The sequence below is a fragment of the Chryseobacterium sp. 14P4.3.2 genome (assembly GCF_057799275.1).
The window spans coordinates 75,553-94,727 of record NZ_JBYOKO010000019.1 but is presented as its reverse complement, the minus strand read 5'-3'; the positions used below and the strand labels follow the sequence as shown (position 1 = coordinate 94,727).

Below are 19,175 nucleotides of genomic sequence, written 5' to 3'. Positions count from 1 at the left end.
TATTTTTTTGCAAAATCGCCCAGAGCTGCTTCAGCTGCTTGTTTTGTTGGAGCAGTGTAAATATGCTTCATATCGGCAGAAAATTCTTTTCTGTCCTTCCAAACTACATGAGTGATGTCAAAACTCTTCATTGGTAGTGTCTCATTTTTCTTTTGTTTTATATTTGTCTATAAGAGCAAAAATCTCTTTTTTAAGATCCTCATCTATATCTCTTCGAATATTTTCAATCGTTAAATAACCTTCTCCATCATTTACATAAGGGTCTGCTTTATATTGTAGTAATAATTCTATCATTTCTAAATCTCCTTGATTAAATGCTAATCCCAAAGCTGTTTTCGCGTGAGAAGAACCGGATTTATTGATAAATTCTTCACTTGTATAGGGCAATACTAATCTCATCAACTCAATATTTGGGTAATAGGCCAAATCAATAAGCGGGGTCATTGACTCTTCTCCTACCAAATTTACGTTCGCTCCGTTTTCTAAAAGCAACTTCAGTACTTTCTGGCTTTTTAAATAGACCGCCTGAAAAACAGGAGCGTTAAATGGTGCATAAAAATAGTTTACATCAGCACCATTTTCAATTACAATTTCCAACATTTGAAGGTAAATATTCTCTCCGTCCTCATCTTCAATTTCATCTATGATATAATTTATTAGACTTTCTGCATATTCAGAATCTCCAATTAAAGTCGTTGCATCACCACCATTATTTATCCATTCTTTTAAAGCATCAATATCTTTATTTAATATGATTCTAATGATTTCTTCGTTATTTGTCATAATTTTAATTTTTTAAACCCAAATAGCTCATTCTCTACCTTCAGCAGTACATTTAATAAATTCGCAATTCGGTTAAGGTTTCATCATCATCCAAAGATATGTTAAATTTGGAATAAGCGGCAATTAAATGATGAATGCTCCTCCAGATGTTCCTTTACTTCAAGACAGCCCCATTCGCCCTTTTTTCTATAGGGAATCACTTCCGCCCAATGTGCTTTCGAGGGATCAATTGCCAGTAAACCTGCTACGGTGTCGTGAAGCGCTTTTTCTTTTAGTTGTACCGAATCAGAAACAAGTTCAGCCCTTTGCTGTGGCTGCGAAACGGAATAAGTAGTTCAGCATCCGCTTTGGTGAAGATGACACCATGGTATATATTTTTACTAATCATACATCTTTCGATCATCGGAATTGAAAAACAATGCTTCTGCAGCAAGCGGATTACCATTTAGGTTAAAAAAAGATCTATAATCAGCCTATTACAAAATCTGTGGCTATGACTAAACTTGCGCATTGGTTTAGAAGTGTTGAAGAAGCAGATTTTAGATCTTTTTCCACCTTAAGAAAGACCATAATGCACCATTACAGAGATATTCTAAATTATTTTGATAAAAGAAGCACTAACGCAGCGGCTGAATCTTTCAATGCTAAAATCAAAAACTTCAGGATGCAGCTCAGAGGGGTGAAGGACAGATCGTTTTTTTATTCAGATTAACCAAACTTTTTGCTTAGCCCCCAACTTTTGCACCTGATCCATTTTTTTATTTTTAAAATGTGGAAATCGCAAGAAAAGTTGGGAACAAAAAAAAGAAAGACCGCAATCGATTGATTGCGGTCTTTTGTAGCGAAGACGGGAATTGAACCCGTGACCTCAGGGTTATGAATCCTGCGCTCTAACCAACTGAGCTACCTCGCCTTTTGGTGGTGCAAATATAGAAAATATTTATTTACTACCAAAATTATTTTAGCTTAAAATATTCTAAAACATCTCCAACATGATCTGGTTTGTTGATTATCTTATTGTTAGCATCTAAAATAAAATACGTCGGAGTTGCATGAACATTGTATGTATCTACATAACTACTGTTCCATCCTCTCAATTCTGAATCATTAATCCAGGGAAATGCAGTAATTTTTTTAGAATATGAACCTTTATCCACATCTAAAGACAAAGCAATAACCTGAATATTTTTCGATTTAAGGTCGTTATACTTTTCTAAAAGCTTCGGAAGTTCACTTTCACAGTGCGAGCATGTAGATGACCAGAAGATAATTACCTTTTTATCTGCTTTTACATCGTGAATTGACTTTGCCGTTGTATTAGAAGGTGACTGGAACTTATAATTAGGGAAAACAGCCCCCATTTCAATATTAGCGTTAGATTTTAATGTAGAAGCAAGTCTGTCATTAATGGTACATTTAAGTCCTTTGGCAAGCCCCAGATATTTGGTTTTAAATTCATCCATCTGGTAAACGTCAAAAATATCAATCAGTTCTGACAGAACAGTCTGCCCTCTTGGTGTCTCTACTTTCAAACGGTCTAAAAGTTTATCTACTGAAGCAGCAACATTGGTATTCCCTCCAGAGTTCAGATAAGCAACCAATACAGGTCTTAGCAGCGAAGAACTTTCGAGCATATCACCAGATTTATCCAGGAAGTTGATTACTTCATCAGGATTTACTTTTTTGGAAGGATCGGCCTGATTACCCAAAAACTTACTGTAATTCGTATTGTAATAAGTAATAAAAGGGTGCTGAGCTGGATCAATAGAGCTTGAAGAGCCAGAAAGTCTATCAATCTCTATCTTCAGTGCTTTTCCAAAGTCTGTATTATCCTTGTAATATTCTTTGATTTGTGCTAAAGCAGGTAGAATAAGTTCTTTCTTCTGTGAACCTTCCTGTTGTTTACTCATCAGTTCATTGGCTTCATCCAAATAGATAACATCCTTAATTTTATTATTCTGAATATCCAGTTTAAAGCTTACATTCTTATTTTCAGAAATAAAACTAACGGTATTATTGGATCCGGGGAAATAGATTTTCATCATTCCCATATAGTTATTTGGATATTTAAACGTCCAAGTATTATTCTTGCTTTGTTCTTTAGTAACAATAATATCTTTTGAGCCGTTTAATGTATATAGAATAGCATCCTGATCTTTAAAATCTGCCGAAGCCTGTACATTAACTGTAAATTGTGCTTGCAGTGCAAAGGCGGTTAAAACCGCAGATAGCATATAAATCTTTTTCATAAGGTAAAAATAAAAAAACTCTCTGACTAATCAGAGAGTTTAATATTATTTTAATAAAATTTTATGCTTTTACGTTTTTGTACTTTTTAGTAAAGTAAGCAATCAATCCAATTGCTACGATAACTAGCACATATACATACATATCGATTGGTGAAGCGGGTGCTCCGGTACCGTTTCCACCATTTCCGGTTCCTCCTGGAATAGGTGGAGCTGCGTGAGCTAGAAATATAGTGAAAAGGAAAAGAACCGCTACTAATTTATTTATAGTTTTCATGTTGCTTATTTTAAGATTTTAGTATTAACAGTTTCTCCTTTATCAGAAACGATTTTTACAATGTAAGAGTTTTTAAGAGAGCCATCAAGCTCAATTACAAAATCACTGGATGTATTAACCGCTTTTTTAGAGATGACCAGTTTACCGCTCATATCATAAACTTCAATATCTGCTTTTTTCCATTTTGGATCAAATCTTACAATATAATTTGTAATAGCAGGATTGTATACTACAAGTGTTCTAGAAGGGTTTGCTTTATTATTCACCGCTAAAGTAATATTACTAGGTTCTCCGTAATATAAATTAGCTTCTTCGTTAGTTACAGGAACTGTTTCCCCTTGCTTAGCTTCTATTAAGCTTCCATTTTCAGCTCTATAATAAAAACCAATTCCTGAAGATAACTGGTGAGCTCCAACAGGGATTAATTCTGCATTCTCTCTAATCTCAAATTTATAAGATGTTACTTTATCCTGGTAATAATTTACCAATTTAACATTTTTACCTTTGAAATTATCTTCATTAGCTTCGTTGATATATAACCAGTAGTTAGTATTGTTATCATCATAACCACCATTCAGTGATTCTTCAAAAGTACCGATGATATTTTTACCGGCTGAAGCCTGAACTGTGGTTGCTGCAGAAATCTGGTGTCCTGTTGTGAATGATGGAGAAACAACATAATAGGTTCTCGAAATTTCATTTCCATTAGGATCAAGACCTATTACTCCAAGCTGTTTTACAGTCCCTCTTTCTGAGATCTTATTACTGCTTCTGGCTGCTGTTACATCATAGTTAACACCCGCTGCTCTTGCAGTTTGTTTGAATCTTCTCAGTGTATTAAAGTTTAAAGTCTGTGCAGAATTGTCTCTCAACTTCATTTTAAATGACTGCATTGGCTTCATTACAACTAAATCCACATCCCCTACAGCCGGAGCAACTCCATCTCCTGTAGGTAAAAAGGTAACTACCCTTGAGCCTGTAGCATAAGTAGTTCCATTTGAAAGCGTATGAATTGTACCTGGGTCATATTCAATACCCCAGATATTTTTCACTGCATTTCCATCTGATCCGGTAACACTCTCAGTATATCCTATATTAGATAAATCGATATTAGTGAGGAATGGGTTCCCGAATTGATAAAAATTCTTACCAAATGTTCCCGCCCACGGGCTTAAAGTAAATTCGAAGGAATCATCAAGGTAGGTATTGTAGGTCTCTCCATAAGAGTTAGTTCCGTTACCATTAACTCCGAAATTCAAACCTGCTGCTGCATTTTGCAATGTAACAACACCGGCAAGCGGAGCATATGGCATACCATTAACTGTAAAAACAGTCCCTGTAGCAGGTGTGCTTGGATTCCAGTCATTATTAGAAACTTTCAGCATATAATACCCTGACCCGTCAGTGGTAGTGGATGCTAAGCTTGTAAAATGCCTGGAAACGGCGTTCGTATTGTCCCACTTCAGAACCGGATTACTGTATCTTCCGGTGTCAAATGTTTTACCTAACTCTGTAGATAACGTACTAAGGGCCTTACCTGAAAAAGGCAAAGCTACCTGTTGAAAATAATTACCACTACCCTGGCTGGTAGTTCTGTATTCTTTACTTACAATACCGGTAATATTGGACTGGGATAATCCATCGATGTAAAGCTGTCCGTACGTGGAAGTAGCAAAGGAAGCAGGAGTATTGAGTCTTAAAATAATATTTCCGCCGTCGGTTTTATTATTACCGGTACCGTCTATTGTTTTAAAACCATCAGTAGCAGATCCTACAACCATGATATTTCCATGTACGTCCAAAAGGCCATTACCTTTTGTCTGTACACCTCCACCACTATAAACTAGGGTGCCTTCGCTCACATACATATTAGCATTAGTGTCAACATGACATAGTATCTGCGCCTGAACAGAGTAACTAATTGCTAAAAGACCTATAGCAAATAAACTTTTTCTCATTGTATAAATTATTTGTGTGTTAATACAATCTTCACCCGCAAAGGTATTATTTTTTTTCAAAAAAAAAAAATAATTTATCTATTAATCAAAATATTATGTTCTGTTAATACGATTTCTTGCTCCTCTCCAATAGAAAACATATAGTCTTCTAAAACTTTTTCTGTGGTACCTCTCAGCCCTCTGGCACCTAATCCTTTTTCAATAGTTTCTTCTACAATTCTTTCAATTGCACCATCTGTAATTACCAGATCTGCGCCATCCATTTTGAAAAGTTCCACAAACTGATTGACGATGGAATTTTTAGGTTCTTTCATAATTCTTACCAACGTCTCTTTTGTCAGTTTATCCAGGTACGTAATGATTGGAAATCTTCCTAAAAGTTCCGGAATTAATCCGAAAGAACGAAGGTCAGTTGCATTAATATTTGTTAATACATATTCGTCGTCATCGGTTTTATTTATTTTTTCAGAGCTGAAACCAATTGCCTGCTTATTCATCCTTCTTTCGATGATTTCCTTGATTCCGTCAAACGCTCCTCCGGCAATAAATAAGATGTTCTGCGTATTTACCTGAATATATTTCTGGTCAGGGTGTTTTCTCCCTCCCTGTGGCGGAACATTTACAATACTACCTTCCAAAAGTTTCAGCAGCCCCTGCTGTACTCCTTCTCCGGAAACATCTCTTGTAATACTTGGGTTATCTGATTTTCTTGCAATCTTATCAATCTCATCGATGAAAACGATTCCTTTTTCTGCTTTTTCCACATCATAGTCAGCTACCATTAATAGTCTTGACAGGATACTTTCAACATCTTCCCCTACGTATCCTGCTTCTGTTAAGATAGTAGCATCCACAATACAGAAAGGTACATTAAGTTCTCTAGCGATGGTTTTGGCCAACAGTGTTTTTCCTGTTCCCGTCTCTCCTATCATAATGATATTTGACTTTTCAAGCTCTACTTCTCTGTTTTCATCCTGAGCATGCATTAATCTCTTGTAATGGTTATAAACAGCAATTGAAAGCTGCTTTTTGGCCTGATCCTGTCCGATCACATACTGATCAAGAAATACTTTAATTTCTTTTGGCTTTTTAAGTTCAGCCATATTACTTGCAGGAGAATGTTCCGTTTTGGAAGCTCCGTCTTTCACGATTGCGTGAGCCTGCTCTATACAATTTTCACAAATAAAACCATTCTGCCCAGAAATCAGCATCTGTACTTCATTTCTTTTTCTACCGCAGAAAGAACATTGGTTTGAGTTCATACTAATAATATATGTTAAAGAAAATCGTAAAAAATTTCTTTTTTACGATTTTCTGGTTTTTAAGAATTAATGATTGAGTTTTGAATCTCTGTATATTCTTCGTTCGTTAATTTTAGTCTTTCATTTCTGAAGTTCATCTCTTCCACTTTGTTTAAAGGGATCAAATGGATATGAGCATGAGGGACTTCTAATCCCACTACCGCTACTCCTACTCGTACACATGGAATTGCAGTTTTGATCTTCCTGGCAACCTCTTGGGCAAATCCCCAAAGGTTTTTGTATTCTTCACTTTCAAGATCAAAAATCAAATCCACTTCTTTTTTGGGAACTACTAAGGTATGTCCTTTCACCAAAGGCATTGCATCTAAAAATGCGATAAAATTTTCATCTTCAGCAATTGTATACGAGGGAATTTCGCCATTGATGATTTTAGTGAATATAGTGCTCATTTTAGTAGAAGTTAGAGGTTAAATATTAGAAGTTAGAAATAAAAAGAGTATCAGACTATAAAGAGATGTCTAATACTTCGAAAGAAAGTTTGTTTCCGTTTGGCAAAGTAATTTCAGCAATCTCGCCAATCACTTTTCCTAACAGACCTTTTGCAATAGGAGTGTTTACAGAAATCCTTCCTGTTTTAAGGTCACTTTCGTTATCCGGTACCAATGTAAATACCTGTTCTTGCTTGGTAGCATTGTTTTTAAGTTTCACTGTCGTTAAGATAGAAACTTTTGAAGTATCTAATTGGCTTTCGTCTATAATTTTAGAAGTAGAAATAACATCTTTTAGCTTAGAAATTCTCATTTCAAGCATTCCCTGAGCCTCTTTAGCCGCATCATACTCTGCATTTTCAGACAAATCTCCTTTGTCTCTTGCTTCTGCGATCTGCTGAGTAATTTTTGGTCTCTCTACAGTTTCCAACTGTTCCAGCTCAGCTTTCATTTTCTCAAGACCCTCCTTTGTTACATAGCTTGCCATAATTTTCAAAATTTAGTTTTGGTATAAAAAAATAATCCGACATTTGCCGGACAATGTTTTCGTGTTGTAATCGTTTAATTTTTACAAATATATAAAAATTTAAATTGAAATGAAAAAAACTTTTTCAATCTTATCTATTTTTACCTTATTGATTTTCAGTAATTTAATCATAAATTCATGCGGGAGCAGAGAAGATACTGTGAGCTGCTTTCCAAACAATCCTATTAATGTAACTCTCAATCTGAACCTTCCCGCCTATTATCCTCTGAACAATATCAACGGCTGGATTTACGTGAATGAGCAACAGTCCGGAACAAGAGGTCTGATCGTTGTCCGTACAGGAACCGGATTCAAAGTGTATGACCGGAATGCTCCTCATATATGCCCGGATAACAACACTACTCTTGAGGTAAAAGATAATATTTCTGTTCTGTGTCCTAAGGATAATACACGTTGGATATTAACTACAGGACAGCCTGAATCAGGCTCTAAGACTTCTCTTCCCCCGAAAACCTATCCATATAACTATGATGCGGCAGGTAAAACATTAAATATTTACTATTAGAATAAAACATGAAGACTGTTATACAAAGAGTTTCTGAAGCCAGCGTAAAAGTGGACGGAACAACTGTAGGTAAAATCGGAAAAGGATTAATGCTTCTGGTGGGCATTGATGAAAACGATGAAAAAACAGATGCAGACTGGCTGGTACAGAAAGTTTTAAATCTCAGAATTTTTGGAGATGAAGATGATAAACTCAATCTTTCGGTAAAAGATATTGCCGGAGAAATCCTATGCATCAGCCAGTTTACGTTAATTGCTGATTATAAAAAAGGAAATCGTCCCTCCTTTATAAAAGCGGCAAAACCCGATAAGGCAGTTCCTCTTTTTGATTATTTCAAGGAAGAAATAGCAAAGTCCGGCTTAAAAACTGAAAGTGGAATTTTCGGAGCCGATATGAAAGTATCCCTGATCAATGACGGACCTGTCACCATTGTCATGGATTCAATAACCAAAAGCTAATAAAGAGATGAAGAATAAGAATATTGTTATTACTTATCTGGCGCTGACTTTGATTTTCCTTTTTGGAGTAGTTTTAAGTTTTAACAACTACAGCTTTTCCGGATATTATATGGATAAAGTAATTAACTGGCTTTGGCTGGCCATGACTGTTTTTATCATTATTAGGTTCTGGAAGAAGAAAGGAGCAAAAATATACTTTGGTATATTGTTATCAGGAACCATTCTTAGCATTTTACCCATGATGATTCCTTTTTTCGGTATGGTTCTGTATTTCTCCACTACTGGATGCGACCAGCATATTACACTGGATGATACTTACAGAATGGAAAGAGGACGCCCCGGTGTAATGTCTAACCCAATGATTACTATTTATAAAAAGGAAGGAATTTTTGAAAAACAGATTTCCAGAACTCCCTATTTAGATATTATAGAGCAAATACAATCCTCTTCACATATTAACGAAAAAGAACTACCTGTTCAGGGAGCAAAACTGATCAATATCAACAACGACAGCATCGGTATTGAATACCAGATCATGAATAAAAAGAAAGTAATTTATCAAAAGAACAGAATGAACTGGTTTGATGATTATTAAAGTCATTTCTTTCATTATATCCATATTAATACAATATAACATTTGCAGGCCTCATAGGATTAATCCCATGAGGCTTGTTTTTATCTATAAATATTTTTCGCTTAAACTCACAAAAATGTGATTTGTTTTCTTTTTATTGTTATTTTTGATATCAACCAAACTACATTCACAACCATTTAACAAAATAATATGAAAACAAAAATTCATTTTCTTGCCTTCTCTGTATTGTGTTCCAGCTTTTCTTTTGGGCAGGACCACCATTCTAAAAGAGCTAATGACCTTAACGGTACATTTTATGTGTGTTTTTCAAAAGGAATCAATTCGGAAAAAGCAGCATTCAAAAAAAACGCTGACCTGGAAAGATTTACAAGAGAAAACAAAATTTCATTTACATACGATCTCGATTTCACCGGCAGCAAACTGGATGAAATGGCCAGAAGCAGCAGAGCAATTGGCAATTCGGGGGAATCTGTAGAAAAGCTGAAAAGGATATATAAAGCAGATCTGCCGATTCAAAATCAGGAATCGACTCAAAAAATCATTGAGGTTCTTGAAAGATTTCCTGAAATAGAATATGTATCAGTGATGAGCAGTACTCCTATTGAACCTCCATTGGTCAATACATTTATTGTCACCCCTGATTTGGAGAATCTGCAGACTTATCTGAATGACAACCCGGGAATAAACGCCAAATATGCGTGGTCAAGGGGAATCACGGGTCAAAACATTCGTGTTCGTGATGTAGAATATGGTTTCTACAAAACGCATGAAATGCTGGCCAATCAAAATTCTATACAGCTGGAGCCGGGATATTCTCCCAATTCAGGGCTATCGGGTAATAATTACCGTGATCACGGAACTGCTGTGGTAAGTATTTTAGGGTCAGTAAAAGACAATATCGGACTGACCGGAGCAGCCTATAATGCTTCTGAGATAAAGGGATATATGGAATGGACTACTGTAGGTTATAACAGAGCTTCTGCAGTAAGCCGATCCATCAATGCTTCTCAGGCTGGCGATATTATTCTGTATGAAATGCAGACAGGTGGAAAAAATGGAGAATATTGCCCTGCAGAATATGATAAGGTGATCTGGGATCTTACCAAAGCTGCTACTGATTCTGGAATCATTATCATTGCAGCTGCAGGCAACGGAAATCAAAACCTTGATGATCCATTCTATGCTGCTTATAATGCAAGAGGAAACAGTGGCGCTATCATTGTAGGGGCAGGATCTCCCAATACTACCCATTCTAAGCTAAGCTTCAGCACCTTTGGAAACAGAGTGGATGTACAGGGATGGGGAAGCAGTGTGATGGCCGCAGGTTATGGTTCTTATCAAAAATATGATAATGATGACAACAGAACGTATAATTACTTCAGTGGAACCAGTTCTGCAACTCCTACGGTAGCTTCTGCTGCAATATTGATTCAGTCTTTCTATCGCCAGAGTACAGGCCAATATCTGACTCCAACAGCGATGAAAAATCTTTTGATTTCTACAGGAATACCTCAGGGCGGTACTGTTGCCAATCAAAAAATAGGACCGCTGCCTAATGTGAAAAATGCTATTCTGCAATTGGAAAGTAAATTCGCAACCCCCGTGAAGACTCTGCGGGAATTAGATGTTAAGATTTATCCTAATCCTACAACCAGCTTTATCGCAATTCAAAGCAATGAAGATAAAAAGCTTGATTTTGAAGTGGTCAACCTTCAGGGTCGAAGTGTTATTAAAGGTTCAGTCTCATCTGATGAAAAAATTGATATTTCAAAACTGCCGACAGGCCAGTATATCATCAACATCAATGACGGAGCAAGAAGAGTCGTGGAGAAATTCACGAAAATATAATCAAAAAAGCCTTTCAGAGTTTCTGAAAGGCTTTTTTTCACAAGTTTTTATAAATTATTTCGCAGGAACGCTGCTGAAATTAAGTGCCACTTTAATGTTCATATCTGAAGAGGTTTGATTCTTCAGTTCATAAACAGTTCTCACGGTTAATCCTGAACTTTTCACAATCTCATCCAGAAATCCTGTATCATTAAGATCCAGATTTAAGCTGGAAGAATTGGTAGATATATTAGAACGTGATGCTATAAGTCTTTCTCCCGTTCCATTGGATGAAACGTATATTTTTACAGTTTTAAATGCATTCAGATTACCTCCTGAAGGGGATGCTACAGAAATTTTAGCGTCAGAAATTCTTACATCTTTAATCTTTGCATTATTGTTTCCTCCGAACCATGTCTGTACATTGGTAGCAGTAGCCGTGGAAGAAACTTCTTTATCTGCAGGTACACCTGTAGAAACTAAAACATTCGTTGTATATGGAAAGGTATTCTGAACCAGCGACTGTACAGTTCCGCAACTTACAAGTACAGCTGAGGCGGCCATTGCTGTTAGAAATATATTTTTCATAATTTTAAATTTTAAACTTCAAGGTATAGTTTGCAGAAATTATACCAAATTGAATTTATCTTATTCTACACTTACAGTAAAGTGTCCTTTTGTATTTCCCGAAGCCATATTACTTTTACCTATAATAAGCCATACTTCACCTTTTCCGGGAGTTTCATAAGTAATATCTCTGCTGAAAGGTCCGTCATAGTCTCCATTAGGAAGTTTGATCTGATTGAAACGAATATTAAAGTCTTTCTCGTTCGTTGAAATTTTTGCTTTAATACTAGGCTTATCATAATGAGTAAGTTTCAAAATCAGTTCCTGACCATCACTTTTAAATTCCTCGCCCAATGTAAAAGGAAGCTGAGAGGCATCAGCAGTTCTTATGATCTGCCCTTCTTTGTCGCTTCTCATTACCCCTTTACGCAAAACTTCTTTAGTAGCCGGAGCGTTGTTAATAATTGAATCCTTTTTTCTCAACGCTACAGAATCTCTTTTATAAACGGAATCCGGCATTTCTGTGACTATGGTGGAATCTTTATCTGAAGTGGTGGTTACGGCAGGTTCTTTTTTACATGAAACAATAATCAAGGGAATTAACAATAGGCACTTTTTCATAACAATTAATTTTTAGAATGTAAAACGTATCATTCTGTTGGCTCTATCAAATGCTAAAATTGTTCCAAATTTATCTGATGACCCTCCTTTTCCGGCTTTCTTTACATTGCTATTGTATTATTTAATAGTTTCGTAATAAAGAATTTTTGAAAGGAATGTTCTGGATCTTTCTATCTTAATTTTATCGTGTAAATCTTTCTTAAGCTTCTGGTTATTTTTCTCTTCTGCATATTTCAATAAACCTTTTTCACTGAAATTAATAGAAGTAAAATGAAAGTTAACTGAAAAATCTTTCCGTTTCATATTCCGGGAAGTGATAAAGCCTCCCCAATTGATAGAGCTACAAACCAGAATTACCCCATAAAAATACCAGGCCATAGTGTTGAACAGGAAAGCATTCCTTTTTTTCTTTTGAATTTTAATAAAGGTTAAAATCAAACCTATCATTGACAAAAGCAGAAAGGCAAAAACGCCAAGCCTTTTATAGGTAAAAGCATAATGGACGATATATTCATAATTTTTCACTGCTGCTGATAATACAAGAACTGCATTCAGGAAGATCCATACTTTTGCTAATATCTTCAGCAAGCCTGCCTTCGGATCAAAATTAAAACCCGATTTAAAGTAAAACATGATCACTAAAATGGCCATTATAATAGACATAATCACGGCATTCACCCTCTCATGGGTTTCTTCGGAAAGCTGTACCGATGTTTTGGAAACTTCATAAAACTGTTCGTAATTATAGGTAATAATGAAAAAGATGAGCAGAATATTCAGGCAAAGGAAGGAAACTACCCCGCTCATCCTTTCAGAATTAAGATCAAGAAAAGAATAAGTAGCCTTGGGAATTTGGGAATCTCTCTGAAAATCATTATCCAAAACACGATTGTTTTTGTAGATGATCCTTTCCACCACATAGTTCCAATAATTAAAGGCAATAAAGAATCCTAAAACAGAAAGACAGAGCACCTGCCACAGATTGATATCCAGTTCATAGTCTGTAAAAAGAGCTGCAAAATGATCACTCCCTGCGGAATAAATTCCAAAGAAAATAGCTACCAGTACAAGCGGAATCAAAATAAAAGCCAGTGTTTTCTGCCATATCCCCGACGCATTTCTTTTGGGAAGCCATTCATCAAAACTAAAAAAACGGAATAATGAAGTACAGCTGTTTAAAATAAAAACCGGAGGCAGAAGAAGGATCTTCATTTTCTTATTCTTTGCTTCATAAGCAAGCAAAAGAAGCGAGGTAGTCACAGCAAGTAAAGATGATAAATCTCCATACCATGCAAAAGCAATACTGGAAAGAATGCTTGTTCCAAAAAGGACATATAATGTTCTGGTTTTATTTTTTTCGGGTGTTTTAAAAAGGGTTCCTACTGCATAGATGATTCCCAGAATTCCAAGGTTCAGCCCTACCTCCTCGTTATAAAAGAGAAGGACAAATAAAAAGGCTGTAAGAAATATATAGTGATGTGTTTTCATGATATTTGAATATTTAAAAGATTCGTATCCTATTTAGTTTCAATTCAATAAAGAACCACTGATTCTTTTTGTTGAATAAAGTCTATCACATGGTCAAAATTCTGCCACAGCAGTTCTTCAAAGTTTAAGTGATAAAAAGGTCTCATGCTTTGTCCCTTTCTATAAGCTTTGATATAAATTTTCGCATATTCAGGCAGGATAACTGTTCCTAAAACGATTGCTGCCAGAAGATGGGCATTGAGTTTTCCATTCCCAAGAAGAAGATACTGCATAGCAATTTCATCTTCGAAATTGGTTCCGCAACCGGTGATCAGATGATGTACGTCGTGATTTTCCATTTTTGGGATCATAGAAAATCCATGTTTCCTGTAAAATTCCCCGAGCTTTCTTCCCAAAGAATCTTCCTGAAATTCCAGCAGCTGTTTTTCATTGAACTGCCATTGTCTTTTTTTCTTTTTAAAATATTTTCTGTATAATTTTTGAGTTCCATCATACACAAAAAGCAGAAACTGAACGCGTATTTTTTTCATAAGATATCTGTATTAGTGAAGATTAATTCCTATAATAGCATAAAGAACAGCAATGGGGATATTAATCATAAGGATTCCAACCGCTTTGAGGCAGGCACTGAGCCTTGGTCTGTATATCAGACCGTAAATCAATAACCATAGTATCGTAATTACGTTTAATAAGGTTCCGAAAATGAGCAATAAGTAACCTCCTATTGCAAATGAACTTAGTTTTGTTATCAATGCTCCTGCCAGACAGATGCTTCCCAATAAAAAGAACATTCCGAATATGCATTTACTCATATATATTATTTCGTGATCTTTCATTTTATTTAAGCTTGAGTTAAGGTAAAAACAGTAATTTCCGGGCGGACCATAAATCTGATCTGAAAAGAGTGTCCTATAGCACGATTGATGTAAAGCATTCTTCCGTCTTCAAGGTCGATTTCTCCGGATATATATTTTCGATTTTTCACAGGGAGGAGCGGCGTAATGACACCGGGGATTCGGCATTGTCCGCCGTGTGTATGCCCACTCAGAATCCAGCCCTGGTAACCATTCCAGATATCCAGGTCACAGGCGTCCGGATTGTGGCAAAGAATGATATTGGCTTTAGAGGCGTCATACCCTTCCATTACTTTTTGAGGATTAAAATTGGGAGACCAAAGATCTTCGAAGCCTATAAAATTTAATCCATGACTTTCTTTCTGATCATTTTTCAACATAGTGATCCCAAAGTTTTCAAGCGTATCACTTATACTTGCGGCTACATCGAACTCTTTCCATTTGATTCCATAATCATGATTTCCCAGAATTGCAAATGTTCCCAGCCTTCCCATAACAGCGTGTTCCATCACTGTTCGAAGATCATTTCTTTCCTCAGCATTTCCATGATTGACAAAGTCACCCGTATACACTACAAAATCAGGATTATATTTTTTTGCTTTCTGAAAAGAATCAATAAGAAAATTCCAATCAAAACGTTTTCCTACATGTAAATCTGAAATCTGCATTAATTTTTTTCCTGATAAATTTTCAGGAAGGTTTTTAACCGGAAGCTTTTTTTCTACAAATTCAAGCCAGAATGGTTCTATCTGCCATGAATACAATGCTGGAAAGGCTCCGATAACAGAGAGCTGAAATATCCTTTTTAAAAATGTTTTTCTATTCATATTTTTATTTTAAAACAAAGAACTTTGAATTACAAAGTATAATTTCAAAAAAATATAGGACTACCGGCCCAATAATTTTTCAAGAGCATCCAGATGATCTGTAAAAGCCTGTCTACCGCTCTGGGTAACACGGTAAGATGTTCTTGGCTTCTTCCCTACAAATTCTTTTTTCACCTCAATATAACCTACTTTTTCCAATGCATTACTATGACTTGCAAGATTACCGTCCGTAATTTCCAGCAATGTTTTCATTTCAGAAAAATCAACCCAGTCGTTGACCATCAGAACGGACATAATACCCAGTCTTACACGGCTTTCGAATTCTTTATTAAGTTGGCTGATTTTGATCATTTTAATTTTATCTTATTTATTCTGAAACCCGTCACTCAATAATGGTCTCTAAAATTTTCTTACTCTGTCACTCCTCTTCCTCATCTGAAAAAGAGGTGCAAAAATAAGAATTAAAAATCTTGTCTTCTTTTCCGGAATCTTTATTTATACTATCTGAAATGTTTTTCTAAAATCCAAAAACACAAAAATTGTTTCTATATATAAATTGCTCCTCCGCTGATAATGAAAGACAGCAATCGTACAAATGGATAAGCATTACAAAGTTTATTCCTATTATTGATATTTCTTATGCATAATCAATCCATAGACGATATGCAGAATCCCAAAACCAACGGCCCAGAAAACTAATCCCCAACCCAAAAAGAATAAAGAAAACAGTCCTAAAATAATCTCTAAATATCCCAGGTATTTTACATCTGGTAACGTATACCGCTCCGCACTCACTAATGCCAATCCATAGAAAATAAGTGTGGCTGATGGTATGAATACAAATAGATGGTGATAAAGAAGTCCCAGGCAAAAGAACCCTCCTGCCACCAAAGGCACTGCAAAGGTAACCAAAAGTCGTTTAGTGGTTGCATCCCATATCTTCAAACCTTTCTTTTTGCTTTTATTGGCAGTGAAAATATATCCGCTGAGAACTGCAACAACCAAAATGATTGCCCCAATCAGGACCAGTTCTTTCACTAAAGCCGGACCAAGAATATTTCTGTCGCCATCAAAATAGCTGATCCCTTCTCTTTGAAAAACGAAGTATACATATACAGCGCCAATAATTGCAGCTAATCCTGCACAAACACCTGATAGCCCACTCAATGAAATAAACCTTGAAGAACGTTCCATCATGGAACGGATATGAGATAAGTCTTCGTGATAGTTTTTTGAATCCATAAAAAGAACTTTGAATTACAAAGTTATTAATTTTTATGAATCTGCAAAATATTTTTTTTAAAATATCTCATTTTAAATGCAATCAACGGATAATAGTGAGTATCTACATCTGATTCACAGCAAAAGGGCTTCATTTTCATCAGTAAAAAAGCCGCTGAATGAATCAACGGCTCCCTATTTTTATTAAACCGAAAAGTTACTTCGCTCTCAGTCTTTCTTTGATAGATTCTATATTTTTCTTAGCTGAATCTTTCAGAATAAGGCTTGCACTCATATGAATTCTGGCGGGCATCAGTTCATTAAAGTGATCGGTACCCTCCCATGATACTTTTTTGATTAACGCTAATGCATCACTGCTTCTTGACGCCAATGTCTGTAAGAATTTCTCCAGTTTCTCATCCATTTCCTGAATATTGTCTGAAACGGAATGGTAAACATTATGCTGTTCAGCCCATTCTGCTGATCTGAAATCAGCATCTATAGCCATTGCAGAAAACTGTGATTTTCCAATTTTTCTTTCAACGTAAGGGCCAATTACAAAAGGTCCTATTCCCAGATTAATTTCCGTAAGCGCCAAAGCTGAATCTTTAGTGGCAAAGCAATAATCAGCTCCACACGCAATTCCTACTCCCCCACCTGTTGTTTTTCCCTGAACTCTTACTACTACAATCTTTCCACAGTTTCTCATTGCGTTTAAGACTTTGGCAAAACCTCCGAAAAACTGAGTGGAAGCCTGCAGTTCATCAATCGCTAAAAGCTCGTCAAAACTAGCTCCCGCACAGAATGCTTTTTCACCTTCACTTTTTACCAGAATGGCCTTTACCTCACCTTTTGCTCCTTCTTCAAGAATAGTCTGAGCCAGCTTTTCTAAAATGACTCCCGGAAGAGAATTACTTTTAGGGGTTCCGAATGTGATTTCGGCAATATTATTTTTAATTTCTGATGCTACAAATTCGCTCATTTTAATTTTTATTGGATTCTTACAAAATTACGAAATACAGCTCGTTCAGAGAAACTTAAAGATTAAAAATTACCTCTTTAAACAACTTCTTTTTCATCTTTATTACGTAGAAATACGCAGTCTTTAATTTGGTATTTTCTACGCTACTGTCGCTTTGGTATTAATTGTTCCTTTGGCTTACCAATCAAAACAATAAAGGCGGTATCCGAAAAGCCGGAAAACAGAGTAGGGAAATTTCAACTAAAAAACTATTTTACTATGGACGAGTACATTGGAATTGTTAAATTATTTGCAGGAAATTTTGCTCCAAGAGGATGGTTGTTCTGCGACGGAAGCTTATTAAGAATTTCAAGCAATTCTGCTTTATTTTCAATTTTAGGAACTACTTATGGTGGAAACGGTATAGATACATTTGCCCTTCCTAATCTTAAAGGAAGAATGGCAATAGGAGCAGGAAGCGTAAGTTCTAGTGAGAATTACCCTCTGGGAGTAGCAGCAGGGACTACTCAAACTACCCTTTTAGCTTCAAATCTTCCAAGTGTAGGAGCCGGATTTCAACTGAAAGTCAAAAATCAAAATGCCAATGTTGCAACGCCTACTGCAGCTTCAACTTTTGCGATTTCAGGAATTCCAAACGGAAGACTTTTTGATCCTGTACCAAGTTTCGTAGATGATGATCCAGATACGGTGATCAATTCAAAATCTGTAGCATTTGTAGGACAAAATCTTCCAGTGAACAACATGCCTCCATATCTTGGCTTGAACTATATTATCTGTGTTGAAGGTATTTACCCTCCAAGAAGTTAATATTATATATAGTAACCTAATATTTAAAACAACAATTATGAAAAGCACTACTTTTTTAATAATCTGTAGTCTGCTCATTTCAATTTTTTCATTTGGGCAGACCAGTACGGAGACTTTTGAAACGGAATCTCAAGGAAGCACTAACTTTACTGACAATGGAGTAACCTTTAATATCATTTCACATACTACAAATTTTGTGATAGGAATATTTCCTAATACCGGATGGAGTGGTACAGGCAATGATAACAGGTACATAGACAATTCCGCAAGTGTGGGTCAGGATAATGCTTCTTTCAGTATAAAGACGACTTCTAATTTGTATAAAGTAAACCGTTTTTGGGTGTATGTAGCCAATAAGTTTTCAAACCCTGCTGTAACAGGAACCCTTACTATAACAGGAAAACTGAGTGGAATTACAAAATTCACGCAAACAAAAACAACAGGTTTTTCTACCACTTTAGGGGCTACCAATGGATATACTCTGATTGATCTGACTAACCTGAACGGGCAAAATTACTCGAACATCATTATTGATGAGCTGCAATTAACCCTTGGGGGGAATTATTATTATTTAGGACTAGATGCTTTCACATGGGTAAAGGATAGTAATATGGTACTAGGAACTTCAGAAGCGAAAACTGCTCAGAAACAATTCAGTATTTATCCTAATCCTACTAATGGGCCTCTTACCATCAAAACAGAAAAAGGCTCCACCACGGAAGTGTATAGCCCGGAAGGTAAACTGCTGAAAAGTATTGAAACGCAGAAAGGTATTAACGAAATTAATATTTCAGAGCTGCCAAAAGGAGTCTATTATCTCAAAACAGGTAGTGAATCGACTAAAGTTATTAAAAACTAAGAT

General features: G+C 35.9%; 23 protein-coding genes and 1 tRNA gene. 7 read left to right on the top strand and 17 right to left on the bottom strand.

Translation table 11 applies throughout. The annotated features are described in order from the left end of the window. Positions 1–141 precede the first annotated feature (141 nt). The gene (locus AC27VX_RS21220; RefSeq protein ID WP_236857301.1) at positions 142–783 is read right to left on the bottom strand and encodes an ankyrin repeat domain-containing protein; all 642 of its coding nucleotides are present in this window, start codon (positions 781–783) and stop codon (positions 142–144) included. A gap of 493 nt (positions 784–1,276) precedes the next feature. Here AC27VX_RS21220 and AC27VX_RS21215 point away from each other — a divergent pair, with 493 nt between their 5' ends. Continuing rightward, positions 1,277–1,495 (top strand): transposase, encoded by a 219-nt coding sequence (locus AC27VX_RS21215; RefSeq protein ID WP_488697796.1) that lies wholly within the window; start codon positions 1,277–1,279, stop codon positions 1,493–1,495. A gap of 127 nt (positions 1,496–1,622) precedes the next feature. Here AC27VX_RS21215 and AC27VX_RS21210 read toward each other — a convergent pair. The 7 genes from AC27VX_RS21210 to greA all read right to left on the bottom strand — a co-directional run bounded on the left by AC27VX_RS21210 (position 1,623) and on the right by greA (position 7,501). Then, positions 1,623–1,696, bottom strand: a tRNA-Met gene (locus AC27VX_RS21210). 43 nt (positions 1,697–1,739) lie between these two features. Continuing rightward, positions 1,740–3,032 (bottom strand): TlpA family protein disulfide reductase, encoded by a 1,293-nt coding sequence (locus tag AC27VX_RS21205; protein WP_236857299.1) that lies wholly within the window; start codon positions 3,030–3,032, stop codon positions 1,740–1,742. A 61-nt stretch (positions 3,033–3,093) separates the two neighbouring features. Continuing rightward, positions 3,094–3,306 (bottom strand): signal peptidase, encoded by a 213-nt coding sequence (locus AC27VX_RS21200; protein ID WP_236857298.1) that lies wholly within the window; start codon positions 3,304–3,306, stop codon positions 3,094–3,096. A 5-nt stretch (positions 3,307–3,311) separates the two neighbouring features. Beyond that, positions 3,312–5,264 carry a T9SS type A sorting domain-containing protein gene (locus AC27VX_RS21195; protein ID WP_236857297.1) on the bottom strand — a complete coding sequence of 651 codons (1,953 nt, stop codon included), beginning with the start codon at positions 5,262–5,264 and terminating at the stop codon, positions 3,312–3,314. A gap of 74 nt (positions 5,265–5,338) precedes the next feature. Continuing rightward, complete coding sequence (gene clpX / locus AC27VX_RS21190) at positions 5,339–6,526, bottom strand: ATP-dependent Clp protease ATP-binding subunit ClpX (RefSeq protein ID WP_236857296.1); 1,188 nt, start codon at positions 6,524–6,526, stop codon at positions 5,339–5,341. Positions 6,527–6,585: 59 nt separating this feature from the next. Next, the gene (locus tag AC27VX_RS21185; RefSeq protein ID WP_236857295.1) at positions 6,586–6,975 is read right to left on the bottom strand and encodes an HIT family protein; all 390 of its coding nucleotides are present in this window, start codon (positions 6,973–6,975) and stop codon (positions 6,586–6,588) included. A 55-nt stretch (positions 6,976–7,030) separates the two neighbouring features. Then, complete coding sequence (gene greA / locus AC27VX_RS21180) at positions 7,031–7,501, bottom strand: transcription elongation factor GreA (RefSeq protein ID WP_236857294.1); 471 nt, start codon at positions 7,499–7,501, stop codon at positions 7,031–7,033. Between the two features lie 109 nt (positions 7,502–7,610). On the opposite strand from greA, the gene AC27VX_RS21175 reads away from it, so the two are divergent. The 4 genes from AC27VX_RS21175 to AC27VX_RS21160 all read left to right on the top strand — a co-directional run bounded on the left by AC27VX_RS21175 (position 7,611) and on the right by AC27VX_RS21160 (position 10,967). Next, positions 7,611–8,066: a hypothetical protein gene (locus tag AC27VX_RS21175; protein ID WP_488697792.1), complete on the top strand. Its 456-nt coding sequence runs from the start codon at positions 7,611–7,613 to the stop codon at positions 8,064–8,066. 8 nt (positions 8,067–8,074) lie between these two features. Then, positions 8,075–8,524: a D-aminoacyl-tRNA deacylase gene (gene dtd / locus AC27VX_RS21170; protein ID WP_300685262.1), complete on the top strand. Its 450-nt coding sequence runs from the start codon at positions 8,075–8,077 to the stop codon at positions 8,522–8,524. 7 nt (positions 8,525–8,531) lie between these two features. Beyond that, positions 8,532–9,119, top strand: coding sequence for a hypothetical protein (locus tag AC27VX_RS21165; RefSeq protein ID WP_236857291.1), 588 nt, complete (start codon positions 8,532–8,534; stop codon positions 9,117–9,119). 189 nt (positions 9,120–9,308) lie between these two features. Then, a complete protein-coding gene (locus AC27VX_RS21160; protein WP_236857290.1) occupies positions 9,309–10,967 on the top strand; it encodes a S8 family peptidase in 1,659 nt (552 codons plus the stop codon). Positions 10,968–11,021: 54 nt separating this feature from the next. Here the strand turns inward: AC27VX_RS21160 and AC27VX_RS21155 are convergent, their stop codons facing one another. From AC27VX_RS21155 to AC27VX_RS21115, 9 genes are all read right to left on the bottom strand, one after another. After that, positions 11,022–11,534, bottom strand: a complete 513-nt coding sequence (locus AC27VX_RS21155; protein ID WP_236857289.1) for a hypothetical protein — start codon at positions 11,532–11,534, stop codon at positions 11,022–11,024. 60 nt (positions 11,535–11,594) lie between these two features. After that, entirely contained in the window at positions 11,595–12,134 is a 540-nt protein-coding gene (locus tag AC27VX_RS21150) for a hypothetical protein (RefSeq protein WP_236857288.1), read from the bottom strand. 117 nt (positions 12,135–12,251) lie between these two features. Then, positions 12,252–13,622 (bottom strand): DUF4153 domain-containing protein, encoded by a 1,371-nt coding sequence (locus AC27VX_RS21145; RefSeq protein WP_488697789.1) that lies wholly within the window; start codon positions 13,620–13,622, stop codon positions 12,252–12,254. A 44-nt stretch (positions 13,623–13,666) separates the two neighbouring features. Next, complete coding sequence (locus AC27VX_RS21140) at positions 13,667–14,152, bottom strand: Coq4 family protein (protein WP_236857285.1); 486 nt, start codon at positions 14,150–14,152, stop codon at positions 13,667–13,669. A gap of 12 nt (positions 14,153–14,164) precedes the next feature. Continuing rightward, the gene (locus tag AC27VX_RS21135; RefSeq protein WP_488697787.1) at positions 14,165–14,434 is read right to left on the bottom strand and encodes a hypothetical protein; all 270 of its coding nucleotides are present in this window, start codon (positions 14,432–14,434) and stop codon (positions 14,165–14,167) included. A 29-nt stretch (positions 14,435–14,463) separates the two neighbouring features. Beyond that, the gene (locus tag AC27VX_RS21130; protein ID WP_488697785.1) at positions 14,464–15,303 is read right to left on the bottom strand and encodes a metallophosphoesterase; all 840 of its coding nucleotides are present in this window, start codon (positions 15,301–15,303) and stop codon (positions 14,464–14,466) included. A gap of 60 nt (positions 15,304–15,363) precedes the next feature. Continuing rightward, entirely contained in the window at positions 15,364–15,654 is a 291-nt protein-coding gene (locus tag AC27VX_RS21125; protein WP_236857282.1) for a winged helix-turn-helix domain-containing protein, read from the bottom strand. A 273-nt stretch (positions 15,655–15,927) separates the two neighbouring features. Beyond that, positions 15,928–16,545, bottom strand: coding sequence for a hypothetical protein (locus tag AC27VX_RS21120; RefSeq protein WP_300685253.1), 618 nt, complete (start codon positions 16,543–16,545; stop codon positions 15,928–15,930). Between the two features lie 196 nt (positions 16,546–16,741). Beyond that, the gene (locus tag AC27VX_RS21115; protein ID WP_236857280.1) at positions 16,742–17,506 is read right to left on the bottom strand and encodes an enoyl-CoA hydratase/isomerase family protein; all 765 of its coding nucleotides are present in this window, start codon (positions 17,504–17,506) and stop codon (positions 16,742–16,744) included. 258 nt (positions 17,507–17,764) lie between these two features. Here AC27VX_RS21115 and AC27VX_RS21110 point away from each other — a divergent pair, with 258 nt between their 5' ends. Then, positions 17,765–18,313 carry a phage tail protein gene (locus AC27VX_RS21110; RefSeq protein WP_236857279.1) on the top strand — a complete coding sequence of 183 codons (549 nt, stop codon included), beginning with the start codon at positions 17,765–17,767 and terminating at the stop codon, positions 18,311–18,313. Between the two features lie 37 nt (positions 18,314–18,350). Continuing rightward, complete coding sequence (locus AC27VX_RS21105; protein ID WP_236857278.1) at positions 18,351–19,172, top strand: T9SS type A sorting domain-containing protein; 822 nt, start codon at positions 18,351–18,353, stop codon at positions 19,170–19,172. Positions 19,173–19,175: the final 3 nt, after the last annotated feature.